This is a genomic window from Streptomyces sp. NPDC024555, from assembly GCF_055559335.1.
Genome location: NZ_JBVHKV010000009.1, coordinates 48,415 through 66,663, shown reverse-complemented (window position 1 = coordinate 66,663; position 18,249 = coordinate 48,415). Strand labels below are relative to the sequence as shown.

General features: G+C 72.5%; 16 protein-coding genes. 9 read left to right on the top strand and 7 right to left on the bottom strand.

From position 1 onward, the window contains the following. Positions 1 to 33: 33 nt before the first annotated feature. From ACZ4FH_RS17120 to ACZ4FH_RS17110, 3 genes are all read left to right on the top strand, one after another. Positions 34 to 897: a S1 family peptidase gene (locus ACZ4FH_RS17120; RefSeq protein WP_467305461.1), complete on the top strand. Its 864-nt coding sequence runs from the start codon at positions 34 to 36 to the stop codon at positions 895 to 897. Positions 898 to 1,030: 133 nt separating this feature from the next. After that, positions 1,031 to 1,759 (top strand): DUF981 domain-containing protein, encoded by a 729-nt coding sequence (locus ACZ4FH_RS17115; RefSeq protein ID WP_467305459.1) that lies wholly within the window; start codon positions 1,031 to 1,033, stop codon positions 1,757 to 1,759. A 180-nt stretch (positions 1,760 to 1,939) separates the two neighbouring features. Further along, positions 1,940 to 2,167 (top strand): hypothetical protein, encoded by a 228-nt coding sequence (locus tag ACZ4FH_RS17110; RefSeq protein WP_467305457.1) that lies wholly within the window; start codon positions 1,940 to 1,942, stop codon positions 2,165 to 2,167. 16 nt (positions 2,168 to 2,183) lie between these two features. Here the strand turns inward: ACZ4FH_RS17110 and ACZ4FH_RS17105 are convergent, their stop codons facing one another. The 5 genes from ACZ4FH_RS17105 to ACZ4FH_RS17085 form a co-directional block, all read right to left on the bottom strand. Then, on the bottom strand, positions 2,184 to 3,167 hold the full coding sequence (locus ACZ4FH_RS17105) for a helix-turn-helix transcriptional regulator (RefSeq protein ID WP_467305789.1): 984 nt from the start codon (positions 3,165 to 3,167) through the stop codon (positions 2,184 to 2,186). 135 nt (positions 3,168 to 3,302) lie between these two features. Beyond that, a complete protein-coding gene (locus ACZ4FH_RS17100; protein WP_467305455.1) occupies positions 3,303 to 3,809 on the bottom strand; it encodes a hypothetical protein in 507 nt (168 codons plus the stop codon). A gap of 103 nt (positions 3,810 to 3,912) precedes the next feature. Continuing rightward, positions 3,913 to 4,452 carry a hypothetical protein gene (locus ACZ4FH_RS17095; RefSeq protein ID WP_467305453.1) on the bottom strand — a complete coding sequence of 180 codons (540 nt, stop codon included), beginning with the start codon at positions 4,450 to 4,452 and terminating at the stop codon, positions 3,913 to 3,915. Positions 4,453 to 4,683: 231 nt separating this feature from the next. Further along, a complete protein-coding gene (locus ACZ4FH_RS17090; RefSeq protein WP_467305452.1) occupies positions 4,684 to 6,309 on the bottom strand; it encodes an N-acyl-D-amino-acid deacylase family protein in 1,626 nt (541 codons plus the stop codon). Between the two features lie 83 nt (positions 6,310 to 6,392). Continuing rightward, entirely contained in the window at positions 6,393 to 7,700 is a 1,308-nt protein-coding gene (locus ACZ4FH_RS17085) for an amino acid deaminase (protein ID WP_467305451.1), read from the bottom strand. Positions 7,701 to 7,881: 181 nt separating this feature from the next. Here ACZ4FH_RS17085 and ACZ4FH_RS17080 point away from each other — a divergent pair, with 181 nt between their 5' ends. Genes ACZ4FH_RS17080 through ACZ4FH_RS17070 form a run of 3 tightly spaced genes read left to right on the top strand, consistent with a single transcriptional unit; the run spans position 7,882 to position 10,103 of the window. Further along, positions 7,882 to 8,931 (top strand): sugar kinase, encoded by a 1,050-nt coding sequence (locus ACZ4FH_RS17080; protein WP_467305449.1) that lies wholly within the window; start codon positions 7,882 to 7,884, stop codon positions 8,929 to 8,931. Next, entirely contained in the window at positions 8,928 to 9,686 is a 759-nt protein-coding gene (locus ACZ4FH_RS17075) for an IclR family transcriptional regulator (protein ID WP_383650325.1), read from the top strand. Before ACZ4FH_RS17080 ends, ACZ4FH_RS17075 begins: the two co-directional genes overlap by 4 nt. 6 nt (positions 9,687 to 9,692) lie before the next feature. Continuing rightward, complete coding sequence (locus tag ACZ4FH_RS17070; protein ID WP_385109945.1) at positions 9,693 to 10,103, top strand: RidA family protein; 411 nt, start codon at positions 9,693 to 9,695, stop codon at positions 10,101 to 10,103. 78 nt (positions 10,104 to 10,181) lie between these two features. On the opposite strand, the gene ACZ4FH_RS17065 is transcribed toward ACZ4FH_RS17070, so the two are convergent. Both ACZ4FH_RS17065 and ACZ4FH_RS17060 read right to left on the bottom strand, forming a co-directional pair. Continuing rightward, a complete protein-coding gene (locus ACZ4FH_RS17065; protein ID WP_467305448.1) occupies positions 10,182 to 12,515 on the bottom strand; it encodes a serine/threonine-protein kinase in 2,334 nt (777 codons plus the stop codon). A 274-nt stretch (positions 12,516 to 12,789) separates the two neighbouring features. After that, positions 12,790 to 14,457: a chitinase gene (locus ACZ4FH_RS17060; protein WP_467305787.1), complete on the bottom strand. Its 1,668-nt coding sequence runs from the start codon at positions 14,455 to 14,457 to the stop codon at positions 12,790 to 12,792. 743 nt (positions 14,458 to 15,200) lie between these two features. Here ACZ4FH_RS17060 and ACZ4FH_RS17055 point away from each other — a divergent pair. The 3 genes from ACZ4FH_RS17055 (at position 15,201) to ACZ4FH_RS17045 (ending at position 18,160) form a co-directional block, all read left to right on the top strand. Continuing rightward, positions 15,201 to 16,061, top strand: a complete 861-nt coding sequence (locus tag ACZ4FH_RS17055; protein WP_383650337.1) for a hypothetical protein — start codon at positions 15,201 to 15,203, stop codon at positions 16,059 to 16,061. 133 nt (positions 16,062 to 16,194) lie between these two features. Beyond that, positions 16,195 to 16,905 (top strand): Flp pilus assembly protein CpaB, encoded by a 711-nt coding sequence (cpaB, locus tag ACZ4FH_RS17050; RefSeq protein WP_383650342.1) that lies wholly within the window; start codon positions 16,195 to 16,197, stop codon positions 16,903 to 16,905. A gap of 7 nt (positions 16,906 to 16,912) precedes the next feature. After that, positions 16,913 to 18,160, top strand: coding sequence for a CpaE/TadZ family protein (locus ACZ4FH_RS17045; protein WP_383650346.1), 1,248 nt, complete (start codon positions 16,913 to 16,915; stop codon positions 18,158 to 18,160). Positions 18,161 to 18,249 lie beyond the last annotated feature (89 nt).

Sequence of the window (18,249 nt, the reverse complement as noted above, 5' to 3'; positions counted from 1 at the left end):
CGCTCTGCACAGGTCACTTGAGGGGACCCCCACATGAAAAAGCCTCTCGTCGGTGCGCTCTTCACGGTGCTGCTCCTCGGCGCCGGCACCCTGCCCGCGGTCGCGGCCACCGGCCAGGACGCGCCAACCCTCCGGACGGACGTCCGGGCGAAGGTCAAGCCCAAGGCGGTGAACTTCGCCGGGACCGTCGCGCTCAGCAACTGCTCCGGATCGGTCGTGCGCACCCCCGACTCCCAGCCGGGCGACCCCGCCCTCGTCCTCTCCAACGGGCACTGCCTGGAGACCGGGTTCCCCGGGCCGGGCGAGGTCGTGTTCAACCAGCCCTCCACCCGTTCCTTCACCCTGCTCAACGCGTCCGGCAGCGGCGTGGGCACCCTGCGGGCGAGCAAGGTCGCGTACGGCACGATGACCGACACCGACATCTCGGTGTACCAGCTCACCTCCACGTACGCCCAGATCGAGAGCACCTACGGCATCAAGGCGCTGGAACTCAACACCGCGCACCCGGTCCAGGGCACCGCCATCACCGTCGTCTCCGGGTACTGGAAGCGCACCTACAGCTGCAACGTCGACGGCTTCGTCTACCGGCTGAAGGAGGGGGCGTGGACCTGGAAGGACTCGGTCCGCTACACCTCCGCCTGCCAGACCATCGGCGGCACCTCCGGGTCCCCCGTCGTCGACAACGCCACCGGCAAGGTCGTCGCCGTGAACAACACGGGCAACGAGGACGGCCAGAGCTGCACGGACAACAACCCGTGCGAGGTCGACGAGAACGGGCAGGTGACCGTCCGCGAGGGCATCAACTACGCCCAGGAGACCTACGGCATCGCCGCGTGCATCGGCACGGGCAACGTCTTCGACCTGAACCGCACGGGATGTGTCCTGCCCAAGCCGTGACGGCCGGACCGTTCACCCCGGGGCGGAGGGGTGCCCCGCCCCGGGGCACGCGGCGGTGACGAGGATGACCCGGACAGCTCACCCGGCCCGCTCAATGGGCGTTATGGGCGAAATGCGGCTATAGGCTCCGCGCATGATCAGCCATGCCCTTCCCCTGGCGGCGTCCGGTCTGAAGATCGACTGGACCCGGATGCCGACGTACAACACGATCATGTCCGTCGCCGCGGGCGCCGGACTCCTCCTGGTGGTGGCGCTCGGATACCAGCTCCTCGACTCCCGGCGCACCGTCACCCCCGAAGGCTGGGCCCTGGCGTTCGGCGCGATCGGCTTCACCCTCGTCACCACCGGGCTGCACATGACCCTGACCTGGCCGCTGGCCGGACAGGGCTTCCCCTTCGACAACGTCATCTTCGGCGAACCGGCCCTCGCCTTCGGTGTCTTCCTCCTCGCCGCGGGCTTCTACCTCTGGAAGCAGGGAGCCGTCGTCGCGGCCGGCGACACCGACCGCGTCGCGCGCACGGCCCGGATCGCCGGCCCCATCTCGGTCTTCGTCTTCGGCCTCGGGCTCGCCTGCTTCGGGATCGCCGCGGCCGGCTGGAAGTACACGCTCTTCGCGGCACCCCCCGAGGAGCCCATCTCCGGCGAGTTCGCGGACATGCCGATGCTGGAGGCCAGCTTCATGTCCGGGCTGTACGTCCTCGTCGGCATCGGCGCCCTCCTCTTCCCGTTCGCGCTGCGCCGGCCCCGGACCTGGATGAGTCCCGTCATCGGCGTCGTCTGGGCACTGGCCGGGCTGGCCTTCCTGTTCTTCGGCGGGCTCAACTACTTCACCCACATCGGACTCATCGTCAACACGATGTGAGCCGCGCCGCGCCAGGGCCCGTGCTGGCAGCATGCTGCCGTCGTGCGGCAGCTGACTGCCGCACATCGGGGCCCCGGCCGCCCCCGCCGGCTGCCAGACTCGGCCGCGACGCTCCGGGCGCACCGCCCGGAGCGAGCGACGGACCTCCGCGGGGGCCGCGGAACGGGGGAGCAGCGCGAGATGAACGACGACAGGAACCGCAGGGGGGCCCGCACCGGGGTACGGGCACGGCGTACGGTCTTCGGCGCACTGGCCGCCGCATGCCTGGCGGCGGCCGTCGCCGGCGCCGGAGGGCTCGCCCCGTCCGACGCCGCGCAGGAGGGCACGCGCATCGCGGCGGTGGGCTACGACCCCCGTGTCTGCGATGTGAAGTGCGTGGCCAACGGCTGGCAGAAGGACGACCGGTAGGCCGGGGGCGGGCGGTTCAGATCCAGCCGCGCTCACGGGCGAGCAGCGCCGCGTGGGCGCGGTTCTCCGCGCCCAGGATCTGGAACAGGTCGGAGACGTGCCGCCGGTACGTGCGCAGGGACACCCCCAGCTTGCGGGCCCCCGCCTCGTCCTTGGCGACGGTGCACATCGCTTCGAGGACCCGCAGCTGGAGCGGTGTGACCCCGGCCGTCGCGTCCTGCGGCGTCTGCCCGGCGGTGGTCTCGAAGTCCTCCGCCGCCTCCCAGAGCCGTTCGAAGTTGTTGATGATCGTCGTGACGATCCCGCGTTCGCGCGAACAGAGCGCGCCCGCGGCGGTGTCCGAGGGGTCGATCGGCACCAGCGCGGTGTGCCGGTCGTAGATCAGGATCAGCTCGTCCAGGGTGTCCAGGACCCGGATCCGCGCCCCCGCCGCGTGCAGCTCGCGCAGATAGGACAGGGTGAGCGGGTCCGCGAGCGCCGAGGCCCGGACCAGATTGCGGATGACCACGCCCCGGCGCAGGCACCTCAGGTCGAGCGGGCGCGCGTGGGCGATGTTCTCCGGTGTCAGGGCGTCGTAGGGCTCCGCCGACTGGACCTCCGAGCGGGCGAAGAAGGAGAGTTCGTCGAGCCGGGTGCGGATGTCCGCGATCTCGGTGAGGCGCTCGGTCGGCCCGTCCGCCGCCCCGGACTCCCGGGCCGGGGACTCGCCGGCCAGCGAGTCGATGACCGGTTGCAGCCGCGAGAGCATGCGGATGCTCTCGTACAGCTCCTCGAGGCGCTGCTCGGCCAGGCGCCCCACGACGGACTCGGGGGAGCGGGCCCACACCCGCCCGTCCTCCTCCTTGAGCAGCCGCAGCTCGCACAGGCGCCGCAGCGCGTCCTCGGTCTCCTCGGGCGCGCAGCGCAACAGGATGTGCACGTCGTCCAGTTCGGCGCCCGGATTGCGCAGCAGATGCCGGTAGACGTCCTCCTCGGCCTCCGTCAGCCCCAGGATCTGCATGGTGTGCGCGAACAACGCCGACGCCCTTCCCCCGTGAGCCGCGCTCCGGTGGGGCCGCGCGGTCCGGGGGAGTGTAGAGCGCGAGCGCACGGGCGGTAAAGGGGCGCCCGTACAGGGGAGTTGGGCAGGGACCTGCTACGCGTCCGGGTGCGCGGCCAGCACGGTCAGCGACCAGCGGACGCCCTCGGGGGCGTCGACCGACAGCCCGTACTCCTCGTCGCCCAGCACGCCCGCCTCGAACTGGTTCCTCGACTCGGTGACGGCCGGCCACTGGTCGCCGCACGGCACGTCGAAGGTCGGCTCGGGCGTCATCGCGACGGTCACGGAGCCCTCGCCCCGGCAGTCGACGTAGATCCAGTGCTCCCGCCCGCCGTCGGCCCGGAACGAGCCCAGGTCCTTCCTCCCGGTGCCCGGCCGGGCGGTGAGCACGACCCGGCACGGCTCGGGGTCGCTCTCCCCGCACGGTCCGGAGCGCGGCACCCGCACCTCGGCGGCGGGAGCCGGCGCCTTCGACGCCCCGGCGCGCGCGGCCGTCCGAGGGCCGGGGTCCGCGCCGCACGCGGCGGCCAGCAGCACGGCGCCGCAGGCGAGCAGCGCACGCACCGGACGGGCCGGTGGCACGAACCGTGGGGTCCCCCGCATGATTCCTTCTCTTCTCGTCCGCATCGGTACTCCGCCTCACGTTCGGGGACGGGTGCCGGCCGGCCGCACGGGAAACGGCCGGCCGGCACCGGGATCAGGTGCGTCAGCGGGAGACGACGGTGAACTTCCACCCGTTCTCGTGGGTGGGGGCCCAGGCGCTGTAGCCGCTCGCCAGGGTCGTCGTGGAGCAGTTGCCGTTCACCCGGTAGTAGCGCCAGTTGAACTTCTTGCCGAACGAGCCGTAGCGGGACTGGAGGTACTTGCCGGACGGGATGTTCTTGGTCACCTTGTGCCCGACCGTGACGGTCGAGGTCTTGGTGACCGAGGCCCCGGTGGTGACCTTGGCCTGGGCGATCACACCGCCGACGCTCGCCTCGCCGCTCACGGAGAAGGAGTACTTCAGCGAGCCGCTCTTCTTCACGGACACGGTCACCTTCCCCGGGCCCTTGCCGTCCTTGAACCGCGCCGAGGCGATCGAGTGGTGGACGGTCTTGACCGAGGTGACCGAGTAGTTGCGCTCGGTGGGGCAGCCGGTGGCGACCCGGCCGGTGGCGGCCGCGGGGGTTGCCGCGAGCAGGCCGCCCAGCAGGACGACCCCCGTTCCGACGGCGGTGGCGCGAGCGGTGAACTGTCGGGTGGACATGGTGGACTCCTCGTCCTCGGCGCGCGGAGCGCGCACGGGCTCGTCGTGGATGACCCGCGCCTGTGGGCCGGCTGTGAGCCGTCGTCCCCGGCGGGCAGCGCCAACGATGGCAGGACGCGAAGGGCGTCAGGGGGGTCCGGCCGTGCACCAAGTGGCCAGGAACTGGCAGCATCCTGTCGCCCCGTCAGGAAGCCGGACGCCCTTCCCGGGCGTCGTGGGGCGTCCCCGGGGTCAGCCCCGCTTCCGCCCCGTCCCGCGCACCGCCCGCCCCGCCAGCACCTGGGTCCGGCGGCCGTCCTCGATGACGAAGCGGCCGTCGACGAGGACGTGCGGGATGCCGGTGGGGCGGGTGCGCGGGGCGTCGAAGGTGGAGCCGGCGGCCACCGTGTCCGGATCGAAGAGGACCAGGTCGGCCCGGTAGCCCTCGCGGACGTATCCGCGGTCGGGCAGGCGCAGCCGGGCGGCCGGGCGGGAGGTGAGGTGGGCGACGCACTCCTCCAGGGAGAGGACGCCCAGCTCCCGTACGTACCGGCCCAGGTACTCGGGGAAGGTGCCGTAGGCGCGGGGGTGCGGTTTGGCGCCCTGGAGGATGCCGTCGCTGCCGCCGGTGTGGACGCGGTGGCGCATGATCCGGCGGACGTTCTCCTCGTGGCCCACGTGCTGGAGGATCGTCGTCCCGAGCCGGTCGCCCAGCAGCAGCCGGCGCGCGGTCGTCCAGGGCTCCTCGCCGCGCAGCCGGGCCGATGCGGCGACCGTGCGGCCGACCTCGCCGGCGAGCGCCGGATCGCTGACGCCGGAGATCTCGATGGTGCCCCACTCGATGGGCACCCCGTGGCAGCCGTCCGAGCCCACCACCTCCAGGTCGTGGCGGATGCGTGCGGCGGTCTCCTCGTCGGCCAGCCGGGTCAGGACGGCCCCGGGCCCGCCCTCGCCCGCCCAGCTCGGCAGCATCGCGACCAGGGTCGTGGAGCCGGGGGTGTACGGGTAGGTGTCGAGGGAGATGTCGGCGCCCTCGTCCAGGGCCCGGTCCAGGAGCGCGAGGAGTTCCGGCGCGCGGCCCTCGTTCACCCCGAAGTTCATCGTGGCGTGGGCGAGGTGCAGGGCGCAGCCCGCGGCGCGGGTGAGCCGCACCATCTCCTCGTACGCCTCCAGCGCCCCGGCGCCGTACGAGCGGTGGTGCGGGCAGTAGTAGCCGCCGTAGGAGGCCACCACCCGGCACAGGGCGGTGAGTTCGGCGTCGTCCGCGTACATGCCGGGGGTGTAGGTCAGTCCGGAGGACATGCCGACGGCGCCCTCGGCCATGCCCCGGGCCACCAGCTCCCGCATCCGGTCCAGTTCGGCGGCGGTGGCCGGGCGGTCCTCCCAGCCGAGCGCGTACATCCGGACCGTGCCCTGCGGGACCAGATAGGCGGCGTTGACGGCGATGCCCTGCCCGCCGAAGTTGCGGTCCAGGCGGTCGAGGTACTCGCCGACGGTGGACCAGTCGAAGTCGATGTCCTCGCCGTCGCCGTTCCAGCCGGTGATGGCGCGCCGCACCTCGGCGCGGGTGCGGTCGTCGACGGGGGCGTACGACAGGCCGTCCTGGCCGAGGACTTCCAGGGTGACGCCCTGGGCCGCCTTGGCGCTGTGGTCGGGGTCGCGGAGCAGCGCCAGGTCGCTGTGGGCGTGCATGTCGACGAAGCCGGGGGAGAGGGCGAGCCCGGAGGCGTCCAGGACGCGGGGCGCCGTCGGCCGGGGGCCGGGCGCGCCGGCCCGGTGGATCTCCGCGATCCGGCCGCCGGACAGGGCCACATCGGCGCGGTAGGAGGGGGTGGCGGTGCCGTCGACGACGCGGGCGTCGCGGATGACCAGGTCCATGGGGTGCCTTTCGGCGGGTCCGGGGCGGCCGGGGCGGTGCTTTCGGACCCGCCCCGGGCCCGGACCCGGGCTCGTCGATGGGCTCAGAAGTACGTGCGGACGTAGTCCGTGACGGTGCCGTCCGCCTCCACCAGCGGGATCAGCTGCCACTTGTCGAAGCTGGTGCAGGGATGCGACAGGCCCAGGCCCACCCAGTCCCCGACCTCCAGCTCCGCCCCGGCCCCGGTCCGCAGCCAGGTGTGCTGGTCGGACAGGCCGGTGACCTCGATGTCCGCGGCCGGGCGCACCGAGCCGTCCCGCCCGGACCGGACGACCTGCGCCTCGGGCAGGTCCAGGTCGTGCGCCGCGTCGCGCTTGCCCGCGTTCAGGAAGGCCTGGCCGGCGTCGGGGCGGGAGACGACCTGGGCCCAGAGCCGGAACGCCGGCCGCAGCGCGCCCTCGTCGGGGACCCGGTTGAAGGGGGTGAGCCGGCGGTAGTGCCCGTCGTCGTGCGAGACGTACGCCCCCGAGCGCAGCAGCTTCAGCACCGGGCGGGAGAGCGCGGGGATCCCGGCGAACACGTCCGCGACCGCGTCGAACCAGGCACTGCCGCCCGCGCTGACGACGACCGGCTCGCCCTCGCCCAGCCCGGCGAAGCGCCCCGCCGCGTCGAACTCCGCGGCCAGCGCGACCAGCCGGCCGAGCCACGCCCGCACCCGCTCGCCGGTGGCCTGCGGGACCTCGCCCTCGTACCCGGCCACCCCCACCAGGCGCAGCGTCCCGGCCGCCGCCACCGCGTCCGCGACGGCCGCGCAGCCGGCCTCGGTACGGACGCCGGTGCGGGCCCCCTCGCCCGCGCCCAGCTCCACGACGACGTCCACGGGGCGGGCGGCGCCCGCCGCGCGCAGCGCCTCGTCCATCAGCTCCACGCCGCGCACCGAGTCGACGTAGCAGACGAAGGCGAAGTCCGGATCGGCGTCCAGCTCTCCGGCGAGCCAGCGCAGCGCGGCCGCGTCGACCAGCTCGTTGGCGAGGAAGATCTGCTGGACCCCGAATGCCCGGCAGACGCGCGCCTGGTGCGGGACGGCCACGGTGATGCCCCAGGCGCCGTGCTCCAGCTGGCGGGCGAAGAGCCCCGGGGCCATCGAGGTCTTGCCGTGCGGGGCGAACGCGAGGCCGTGGCGCTCGGCGTACGTCTCCAGCAGTTCGAGGTTGTGCGCGACCGACTCGGCCGACAGCGCGAGCACCGGGGTGGTGAACCCGCCCGTGAACAGGTTCCGCCGCTCGGCGGCCAGCGCGCCGACGGTGAGCCCCCCGGCGTCGGGCGGCAGTCCCTTGAACCGGTGGTCGACCGGCTCGTCGGCGAGCCCGGCGAGTCCGGGACGTCCGGTCACGGGGTGCTCGACAGCCATGGGGCCTCCTCGGCCGAAGTGGGTCCTGCGCAGAACCCGTACGGGCGATGCCCCGCCCGCACGAGTGGATTGCAGCATATGCAATGCCCATTGCGTATATCGCTCAGGGCTGTCTAACATCCGAGCCGATACCCGGTCAATGCCGCGACCGGTGGAGCCCGCCCGACCCCGAGGAGCCCGCGTGCCCGGAACCCCGGCCAGGACCGACGCCGCCACGGCCCCCGACGTCGTGTGCCTCGGCGAGTCCATGGTGACGTTCCTGCCCTCGCGACCGGGCCGCCTCGCCGACGTCCCCTCCTTCGGGCGCGGGATCGGCGGCGCCGAGTCCAACGTCGCCTGCGCGCTCGCCGCCGCCGGACACCGCGCCGCCTGGGTCAGCCGGGTCGGCGCCGACGGCTTCGGCGACCACCTCGTCGACACCGTCGCCGGCTACGGGGTCGACACCTCCGCCGTGGAGCGCGACCCCGCCCGGCCCACCGGCATCTACTTCCGCACCGCGACGGACCGCGCCACGGACGTCCACGAGGTGGCCTACTACCGGGCCGGCTCCGCCGCCTCCGCCATGTCCCCGGACAACGTCCCGCACGCGGCGCTGTCGGCCGGCCGCATCCTGCACCTGTCCGGCATCACCGCCGCGCTCTCCGACAGCTGCCTGGACCTGCTGCGCGCGCTGACCGCCCCGCGCCCCGGCCGCCCGCTCGTCTCCTTCGACGTCAACCACCGGCCCGGACTGTGGCGCGGCCACACCCGCTCGCCCGGGGTCCTGCTGGAGCTGGCCCGCCGCGCCGACCTCGTCTTCGTCGGCGAGGACGAGGCCGAGGAGGCCTGGGGCCTGCACGGCACGGCGGCCCTGTGCGCCGCGCTCCCCGAACCGCGGGTCCTCGTCGTCAAACACGGCGCCCAGGGCGCCACGGTCGTCTCCCGCACCGGCGGCGGCGAGACCGTGACCCATGTCCCCGCCCTGCGGGTCGACGTCGTCGCCCCCGTCGGCGCCGGAGACGCCTTCGCCGCCGGCTTCCTCTCCGCCACCCTGCGCGGACTGCCCGACCGCGAACGGGCCCGGCACGGCCATCTGATGGCCGCCGCCGTCCTCACCGTCCCCGGGGACCTCACCGACCCGCCCGCCCGCCACCGCGCCGACCGGCTGGCCGCCCTCGACGACGCCGCCTGGGGGAGACTGCGTCTCGGCCCCGGGTGGACGGGGGACGACCAGGAGGTACGTACGCCATGAGCCAGACCGTCGACCGGGCGCTGAGCATCCTGCCCCTGCTCGCCCAGGGGCCCGCCGACCTCGGACAGGTCGCCGACCGGCTCGGCGTCCACAAGTCCACCGCCCTGCGGCTGCTGCGCACCCTCCACGACCACGGGCTCGTCTACCGCCAGGACGACCAGCGCTACCGCCTCGGCGCCCGGCTCTTCGCCCTCGCCCAGGAGGCCGTCGAGAACCTCGACGTACGCGAGATCGCCCACCCGCACCTCGTCGCCCTCAACGCGGACTGCGGACACACCGTCCACCTCGCCGTGTACGAGGAGAACGAGGTCCTCTACATCGACAAGGTCGAGAGCCGCTACCCCGTACGGATGTACTCGCGCATCGGCAAACCCGTCGCGATCACCGTCGCCGCCGTCGCCAAACTGCTCCTGGCCGACCTCTCCGAACCGGAGCGGCGGGCCGTCGCCGAACGGCTCGACTACCCCATGTACACGTCCCGTTCGACCCCCGGTCCCGGCGCCTTCCTCAAGGAGCTGGCCACCGTGCGCGAACAGGGATGGGCCACCGACCTCGGCGGCCACGAGGAGTCCATCAACTGCGTGGGCGCCCCCGTCCGCGGCGCCGACGGGCGCGTCGTCGCCGCGATGTCGGTCTCCGCGCCGAACGTGGTCGTCACGGCCGAGGAACTCCTCACCCTGCTCCCCCTGGTCCGGCGCACCGCCGACACCATCAGCCGGGAGTACTCCGGCACCACCCGACCCAAGAGAGTCTGATCAGCGATGACCGACAAGACCGCCCTCACCCCGAGCACCCACACCACCCCGCCGGCGAAGTTCTCGCACGGCGTGCGGAAGGGGAACATCCTCCAGGTCGCCGGACAGGTCGGCTTCCTGCCCGCCGTCGAGGGCCAGGCCCCGACCCCGGCCGGCCCCACCCTGCGCGAGCAGACCCTCCAGACCTTCGCCAACGTCAAGGCGATCCTGGAGGAGGGCGGCGCGAGCTGGGACGACGTGATGATGATGCGCGTCTACCTCACCGACGTGGACCACTTCGCCGAGATGAACGAGATCTACAACGCCTACTTCGCCGAGCAGGACCTGAAGCAGGCCCCGGCCGCCCGCACGACGGTCTACGTCGGCCTGCCCAAGGGCCTGCTCATCGAGATCGACGCCCTCGCGGTCCTCGGCTGACCCGCACCGGACGGACCCGGCACGGCGCCCCCTGACAGGCGCCGTGCCGGGTCCTTCTTCCTGCGGGGCCCGCGCGGGCTACGCGGCCGAGGCGCAGATGATGCTCCGGCCCTGGTTCACCGGCCAGTACCAGAACTGCTCGCCCCGCCCCGCCGGACACGTCCAGTTCTCCCCGGCCTTCGGCGCCCGGTAGAAGCCGGTGATGCGCAGGATGGACTGCCCGGCCTTCGGAACGGTGGACGCGTTGCAGTTCCACACCACGGTCAGGTCCGCGTTGGTCGCGCCCCGGACCTTCGCGGGGAAGCACTGACCCACCTGGTACACCCGGTCCAGGCAGAGCGTCCGCGTGATCCCGTCGTCGCCGGACCGGCTCCACCAGGTGAACCCCGCGCCCGTGTCGCACGAGGCCGAGGCGCCGTCCCGGGTGCTGACCCGGTTGACGTGCATGTACGCGTTCGAGGCGCGGCAGCCGACCCGGATCGGGCGGTCGGCGCTCATGTTGTCGTGCCCGTCGTTGTACACGTTCAGACAGTCCCCGGCCCGCACCGCCGCGAACGCCCGGTCGGTGGCGTCCGGGGTGGGCGTCGGCGTGGGGGTCGGCGTCGGCGTGGGCGTCGGCTCCTCCGTCTCCTCGTCGTCCGCGGAATCGTCCGGGGAGTCGTCCGTCGAGCCCGTGGTGCTCCCGGCGCTGTCCGTATCGGTATCGGTGTCGCTGTCGTCCGTGTGGGTGCCGAGGCCGCCCGAGGCGACGGAGCCCGCACTGCTGCCCCCGGACGAACTCCCGCCCCCCGAACCGCTCGTCGTCTCCCACGGGTGCCAGACCAGCAGGGCGACGACGAGCCCGACCGCCACCAGCCACCCCAGCGCCGTCGAACCGCCGGAGGACCCCGGCGAGGACGGCGTGCCCGGGGCCGCCGGACGTCCGGACCCGGACGAGGACGGTGTGCCACCGGACGACGACGGCGACGACGCACGGGCCTGGGCCCGCGCCGCCCGGCGCCGCGCCTCCTGCTCGGCCCGCTCCCGCGCCGCCCGCTGGCGCTCGGCCTCCTCCCGGGCGGCCCGCTCCCGCGCCTCCCGCGCCCGCTCGGCCCGCTCCCGCTCAAGGCGCTCCCGCTCCGCCCGCCGCTGGGCGCGCTCGCGCTCGGCCCGTTCGTGCTCCTGCGCCGCGCGCTCCCGCTCACGCCGGGCGCGGTCGGCCTCGGCGCGCTGGGCGGCCAGCCGCTCGGCCTCCTGGCGGGCCGCCTCCGCCCGCTCGGCCTCGGCCCGCTCCTGCTCGGCCTGCTCCGCCCGCCGCTGCTCGGCCAGTTCGGCCAGGGCGGCCATCTCCCGGCGCGCCCGGTCGGTGCGCGTGCGCTCCTTGCGGGCCCGGTCCCGGGCCGCGCGGGCCAGCCGCTCCGGCGGGTAGACGAGCGTGGGCGGGGGCGGCGCGGCACCCACCCGGGTGGGCCCGGGGACGGTCGCCGCCGTGGGTGCGCCGCCGCCCGCCGCCGGGCCGCCCGCCAGCTCCAGGCCCTGGGCGGCGTACGTACCGATCAGCTCGGTCCAGCGCGGCGGCAGCCACCGCGTCCCGCTGTGCGAGGCCGGCAGATGGGCCTGGTCGCGGCGGAAGCGGGTGAGCAGGTCCGCCGGGGTCGGACGGCCCTTCGGATCGACGGCCAGACAGGGCCGGATGGTCGCCACCAGCTCCTTGGGGAGCCCGGTGAGGTCGAGTTCGCCGCGCTGCACCCGGGCCAGCAGCCGCAGGGTGTCGCCGTCGGCCCGGTAGGGCGGGCGCCCGGTGGCGAGCAGGAACAGCGTGGCGCCCAGCGAGTAGACGTCGGACGCCGCCGTCGAGGCCTCGCCGCGCGCCTGCTCGGGCGAGGTGAACGCGATGGTGCCGAGGGTGAGCCCGGTGAGGGTGAGGTCGCTGGCGTGCGAGATGCCGAAGTCGATGACCCGGGGGCCGTCCAGCGGCAGCAGCACGTTCTGCGGCTTCACATCGCGGTGGACGATGCCCTCGCCGTGCAGGGTGACCAGGGCCTGGGCCGTACCGGCGGCGATCCAGCGGACGGCGGAGGCGGGCAGCACCCCGCAGGAGCGCACCAGCTCGGAGAGCGGCGGGGCCGCGATGTAGTCGATGGCCATCCAGGGCCGTTCGGCGTCCGGATCGGCGTCCCGCACCCGGGCGGTGAACGCGCTGTCCACGCGCTGCGCGAGCGCGACCTCGCGGGCGAAGCGGCGCCGGTCGACGTCGCCGACGGTGCCCTCGGCCAGCAGCGTCTTCACGGCGACGAGCCCGCGCCCGCCGGGCCGCGCACGGGCCAGATAGATGCGCCCCATGCCGCCGGACGCCAGCCGTCCGATCAGCCGGTACGGTCCGAGCGTCGCCGGATCGTCCCCGCCCAGCGCCTGAACTCGCGCCCCGGCCATGTCACTTACCCCCTGTCCGCACCACCCTCGGGCCCCACAAAGGTGCCACGCGTGCGCCCGAACAGCCATCGAACCGGCCCGTCCCGGACACACTGTTGCGCGTCCGGGACAGGGCCGGTACGGACCGCGGGACCCCGGACATGCAGCAGCGCCACCGGGGGAGCGGCGGCGCTGCTGGTCAGAGGTGGTCCGGGGCGCCGGGGGCGCCGGCCGGCCGGTGGCCGGGGGAGGTGACGCGGGGACGCGCGGTCCGCGCCCCCGCGTCACACACCTGCTACGGGAGGCCGTGGACCTTCGGGGCGACCGCGTTCGACCAGGCGTTGCCCGCCGTGGCGTCCCAGTTGGTCGACCAGGTCATCGCACCGCGCAGACCCGGGTAGGTCTTCGACGGCTTGAAGGTGCCGCAGTTGGTGCCCGCCGTCAGGCAGTCCAGGGCCGCGTTGACGACCGAGGGGGCCACGTAGCCGCTGCCCGCGCCGCGGGTGGAGGCGGGGACGCCGATCCCGACCTGCGAGGGGTCGAGGCCGCCTTCCAGCTGGATGCAGGCGAGCCCGGTGAGGAAGTCCACCGAACCCTGCGAGTAGACCTTGCCGTCGCAGCCGAGCATCGCGCCGCTGTTGTAGTACTGGGTGTTGACGACGGTCAGGATGTCCTTGATGTTGAGCGCCGTCTTGAAGTACTCGGTGCCCGTCGACTGCATGTCGAGGGTCTGCGGGGCCATCGTGATGACGAGGCCGGAGCCCGCCTTCTGCGACAGCGAACGCAGCGCCTTCGTCATGTACGTGGAGTTGATGCCGTTCTCCAGGTCGATGTCGACCCCGGTGAAGCCGTACTCCTGCATGAGCGAGTAGACGGAGTTGGCGAAGTTGGTGGCGGAGGCGTCGCTGTTGACCGCGACGGACCCCTTCTCACCGCCGACCGAGATGATGACGTTCTTCCCGGCGGCCTTCTTCGCGGCGACGTCGGCCTTGAACTGGTCGACGGTGTAGCCGTTCAGGCCGGCCGAGTCCAGGTTGAAGGCGACGGTGCCCGGCGTGGACGTGGCGTCGGCGAAGGAGACCGCGATGATGTCGTAGTTCGCGGGCACGTCGCTGAGCTTCTGCACGGTCGCGCCGTTGTTGAAGTTCTGCCAGTAGCCGGTGACGGCGTGCTTCGGCACGGTGGTGCCGGGGTTCGGGTTGCCGCCGCCGTCCTTGGCCGTACGGCCTGTGACCGTCGCGGACTTGACGGACTCGCCGGCCGCGTTGGTCGCGGTGACCGCGAACTGGTACGCGGTGTCGGCCGCGAGGCCCGTGATCGTGGCCGAGGTCCCGGTGGAGGTGGTGGCCTTCACCCCGTCCTTGTAGACGGTGTAGCTCGTCGCGCCGGAGACGGAGTTCCAGGTCAGGCCGAGCGAGGAGGTGGTCGCCGCGCCGACGGCGAGACCCGCGGGGGCCCCGGGGATCGACGGACCCGGGTCCGTGCCGCCGCCGCCGTCGGGGCCGGTCACCGAGATGTCGTCGGCCAGATAGGCGGCCTGCCCGTACCAGCCGTGCGTGTACACGGTGACGGAGGTGGTGCTGGGCCCGGTGGTGAAGCTGGTGGAGAGCTTCGTCCAGCTGCTGGAGCCGGGGGACCACGTCGCCACGTCGGTGGTGCCGGTGCCGCCGGCACCCAGGTACGCGTAGCCGCCCTGGACCCATCCGCTCAGCGCATAGGTCGAGTTGGGCTTCACGGCCACGGTCTGGGTGCACTTGGCGTTGTCCTGGCCGGCCGGGGTGGCCTGGAGGGCCGCGGTGCCACCGTGCACGGGGGAGGAGACGGTGGTGCCGGAGCCGCCGGAACAGGTCCAGTTGGCGAGGCCGGACTCGAAGCCGGCGTTCTTGGCGACGTTGACGTCCGCGGCCTGGGCGCTGCCGACGAGGCCGGTGAGGGTCAGGGCGCCGGCGGCCACCACGGCCATGGCGGAGCCGAGGAGCGGACGGGTGTGCCGTCTGCGGTGGAGCGGCGCGCTGGGTGCCGGGGAACGTTCCACTTGCTGCCTCCGTGGGGGAGTCGGGGGGAAGACGGGGATGTGGGGAGGGGAGCGACACGGGGGTGTCGGGGGTGTGGAATCGAGGAACGGTGGCCACCGCTGGGCGCTAAAACTGGTCCAGACCAATCAAGTTGTCAAGACCTCTGGCAGTGATGGCTCGCAACGTGCGTGGTGGGAAGGGGTGCGGGCGGCTCGCGACGGGTGCGCGTGGGAGCGCGACCGGGCACCCCGTGCGACCGCGGCGGACATCCCGGCCGGATGCGGATCCGATCCCGGGTCCGCGCTCTGGGCCCGGGGGCCCCAATCAGGGCCCAGAGTTCACCTTGGGCCCACCCGCCCCGGAAGGGCCCCGGGAATGAAAGCGCTCACGCGCGCCTGACGTGCGCGGAAGCCGAATGGATCATGAATTGCCTTGGTGGGCACGACTAAGCCGCTGAATCGTACGGAATTTAACAACAAGCCACTTGGGTCGATTTGTCATGCGAACGCCCCGGCGTGAGTGGGTGAGCCCCACCTCACTGGGCCCTGAAGGGTGTTCTCTGCCTCCCCGTACGTGGATAAAGTGCAGAGGTAGGGGTGCCCGAACGAGGAGCACAAGGCAGGACGATTGCGGCCGGCTGTACGCGGCGGCCGGAAGCCGAACGGGGAACAGCGTGCCGACAGCAATAGCAGTGACCAGTGCTGACCTCGTGCTGCCGCCGACCGATCAGCAGACACCCACGGCCGTCGTGCTGCGCGCTCCCGACGAGCAGCCGCTCGAACAGGCCATCAGTGATATGCACATGCTGCTTGAGCAGCACGGATACGTCATCGCGGTCTATCCGGCCAGCATCGCGCCCACGCACGAACGGCGGCTGCACACCATCCGGTCCGTGCTGGAAAGCGACCGTATCGCCCTGCTCAAGGTGGATCTGCCCCCCTTGGGCGTTGCTGTGCTGGTGCGTCAGTTGCGGCAGTTGTCCATCTGTGACTTCAGTGCCGGAGTTGTCGCCTCCGCCGCGCGGCTGCTCTCCCACTACATCTACTCGGGTGCGCTCCTCAACTCGGTCACCAAACTCGACCGGGTGCCCGTCAGCCTGAAGACCCATGCGAAGTCCTGGGTCCCGGGATCCCAGTTCGGGGTGGTCGCCAACCCGACCCCGCAGCTCATCAAGATCGGGAACGGTGATCTCACCGGACCCGAATTCGGCACCCATCTCCTGGTCGCCAAGGGGCAGTTGCAGTCCGACTGGGTGGCGAACACGATCGCACCGGCCTGGCAGGTCCAGGCAGTGCACGACGCCGCCCTGCCCGCGGAATCACCGCGCTGGTGGGGCACGTCGAAGATGATCGAATTCGCCGCGTTCCTGCCCGACATCTCCCTGATTTATCAGCTGGTTTCCTCGGTGCGCAGGGAGGTCTGCACCTGGTGCGGAAATGAGCTGATCGGCGACCGGTGCGGCCTGTGCTCGGCCCCGCTGAAGCCGCCGGAGAACCAAACGTACGGATCCGGTGTCCTGAACCAGGGAGCACCTATGCGCCAAGGCTCGTAGCCACCGCGGCGCCCGTGCCCCACCGGCGCGCCCGCGGCCCGGGAAACGGCGCGCCGCGCCGTTCCGCCCACGCTTTGCTCCACCCGCTCTGTCCGCTCATCGGCCCACGTCTCCCAACGAGGTTGCTCCGCTCATGAACTCACGGCAACGCCGCGGCGTCATCCTTCTCCTTCTCTCGGTCCTCTGTGCCTTCGGTGCGTTCGCCGGTGTGCTCTCCGTGATCAGTGATGTGAACTCGAAGGTCGGTCCGGAGGTGACTGCCTACCAGGTCAAAAACGACATAGCCCCGTACCGGCCCCTGGACCCCAGTCAGTTCGAGAAGGTCTCGATGCCGAAGCGCTGGCTGTCGAAGAACGCGGTCACCGACCTCTCGGTCCTCAACGGCAAGATCGCCGTCACCAACCTCCGCAAGGGCTCGCTGCTCCAGGACGACATGCTCGTCAAGCGGCCCAAGCTGGAGAACGGCCAGCAGGAGATCGCCATCATGATCGACGCCGCCACCGGCGTCGCCGGCAAGATCCGGCCCGGCAACCTGGTCAACATCTACGCGACCTTCGCGGGCCAGACCGACAAGGACAAGCCGACCTCGCGCGTGATCGTCCCCAACGCCAAGGTCATCGACGTCGGCCAGCTCACCGCGCTGGAGCCCAAGGAGGACGACCGCAGCGGCCCGAAGCAGGCCGTGCCGATCACCTTCGCCCTCGACACCACCGACGCCCAGCGCGTCGCGTACGCCGAGTCCTTCGCAGAACACGTCCGTCTCGCCCTGCTGCCCGACGACAGCCCGACCACGCTCCGTCCGGGCGAGGGCAGCTACAACCTCGACGAAGACAAGAACAAGTGAGGACTGGATGAGCACGCGAATCCTCCCGGCGGTCGGTGACGCCGACGCCGCCCGATCCATCACCACGCTGCTCGCCCAGCTCCCCGACGCGGAGCCGGCCGGGCCGCTGGGTGATTCGACCTCCCTGCTCGACACCCTGGCCCGGCTCGCCTCCGAGTCCCTGGACGAGCTGCCCGAGGTCGTGCTGGTGCACGAGCGGATCGGTCCGGTTCCAGCCCTTGAGCTGATCCGGGAGGTGGCCCTGCGCTTTCCCGCGGTCGGGGTCGTGCTCGTCACCGCCGACGCGAGCCCCGGGCTCTTCTCGGCGGCCATGGACTCCGGCGCCCGCGGTCTGGTGGGCCTGCCCCTCTCGTACGAGGAGCTGGCCCAGCGCGTCCAGGCCGCCGCCGGCTGGTCCGTCGGCGTCCGCCGCCACCTCGGCCAGGGCCCCGAGGTCTTCACGGGGCCCGGCGGCACCGTCGTCACCGTCAGCGGCGCGAAGGGCGGCGTCGGCACCACCGTCACCGCCGTCCAGCTCGCCCTGGCGGCGGCGGCCTCCGGACACTCGGTGGCCCTCGCCGACCTCGACCTCCAGTCGGGGGACGTGGCGTCCTATCTGGACGTGCAGTTCCGCCGTTCCATCGTCGACCTCTCCACCATCCAGGACATCTCGCCCCGCGTGCTCCAGGACGCCCTCTTCATGCACGACAGCGGGCTCGCCCTGCTGCTCGCGCCGGCCGAGGGCGAGCGCGGCGAGGAGGTCAGCGACCGGGTCGTACGCCAGACCATCAGCGCCCTGCGCCACCGCTTCGAGATCGTGATCATCGACTGCGGTACGCAGATGAACTCGGCCAACGCCGCGGCGATCGAGATGGCCGACCGGACCCTGCTCATCACCACCCCGGACGTGATCACCGTCCGTGCGGCCAAGCGCATGGTCCGCCTCTGGGACCGTCTCCAGGTCCGCAAGGCCGAGGAGACCGTCACCGTGATCAACCGCTTCACCCGCAACACGGAGATCCAGCCGCCGCTCGTCGAGAAGATCACCGCCACCAAGGTGGCCCGGATCGCCGTCCCGGCGAACTTCAAGGAGCTCCAGGCGGTCGTCGACGCCGGCCGCATGCAGGACCTGGAGGCCAAATCCACCGTGAAGCAGGCCCTCTGGGGCCTCGCCGGAGATCTCGGTCTGGTGAAGAACGCCGAAGGCGCCGATAAACAGGGCAAGTTCAAGGGAGACCGGGGTTCGGTCGGCGGCCGGCGAGGCCGGTCGAAGTGAGCCCCGGAGGACGAAGCGATACGAAGCCGACCGATACGCACACGTGACGTCACCAGCGAAACGATGGGACCGAGGGGGACCGTTGAGCC

Excerpts from the sequence above, each read along its gene's own strand:
- ACZ4FH_RS17120 (WP_467305461.1), top strand. The coding sequence starts at position 34 with ATGAAAAAGCCTCTCGTCGGTGCGCTCTTCACGGTGCTGCTCCTCGGC.
- ACZ4FH_RS17070 (WP_385109945.1), top strand. The coding sequence starts at position 9,693 with ATGACCGACAAGACCGCCCTCACCCCGAGCACCCACACCACCCCGCCG.
- ACZ4FH_RS17085 (WP_467305451.1), bottom strand. The coding sequence starts at position 7,700 with ATGGCTGTCGAGCACCCCGTGACCGGACGTCCCGGACTCGCCGGGCTC.
- ACZ4FH_RS17095 (WP_467305453.1), bottom strand. The coding sequence starts at position 4,452 with ATGTCCACCCGACAGTTCACCGCTCGCGCCACCGCCGTCGGAACGGGG.
- cpaB (WP_383650342.1), top strand. The coding sequence starts at position 16,195 with ATGAACTCACGGCAACGCCGCGGCGTCATCCTTCTCCTTCTCTCGGTC.
- ACZ4FH_RS17045 (WP_383650346.1), top strand. The coding sequence starts at position 16,913 with ATGAGCACGCGAATCCTCCCGGCGGTCGGTGACGCCGACGCCGCCCGA.
- ACZ4FH_RS17060 (WP_467305787.1), bottom strand. The coding sequence starts at position 14,457 with ATGGCCGTGGTGGCCGCCGGCGCCCTGACCCTCACCGGCCTCGTCGGC.
- ACZ4FH_RS17100 (WP_467305455.1), bottom strand. The coding sequence starts at position 3,809 with ATGCGGGGGACCCCACGGTTCGTGCCACCGGCCCGTCCGGTGCGTGCG.
- ACZ4FH_RS17090 (WP_467305452.1), bottom strand. The coding sequence starts at position 6,309 with ATGGACCTGGTCATCCGCGACGCCCGCGTCGTCGACGGCACCGCCACC.
- ACZ4FH_RS17110 (WP_467305457.1), top strand. The coding sequence starts at position 1,940 with ATGAACGACGACAGGAACCGCAGGGGGGCCCGCACCGGGGTACGGGCA.
- ACZ4FH_RS17065 (WP_467305448.1), bottom strand. The coding sequence starts at position 12,515 with ATGGCCGGGGCGCGAGTTCAGGCGCTGGGCGGGGACGATCCGGCGACG.
- ACZ4FH_RS17115 (WP_467305459.1), top strand. The coding sequence starts at position 1,031 with ATGATCAGCCATGCCCTTCCCCTGGCGGCGTCCGGTCTGAAGATCGAC.
- ACZ4FH_RS17105 (WP_467305789.1), bottom strand. The coding sequence starts at position 3,167 with ATGCAGATCCTGGGGCTGACGGAGGCCGAGGAGGACGTCTACCGGCAT.
- ACZ4FH_RS17075 (WP_383650325.1), top strand. The coding sequence starts at position 8,928 with ATGAGCCAGACCGTCGACCGGGCGCTGAGCATCCTGCCCCTGCTCGCC.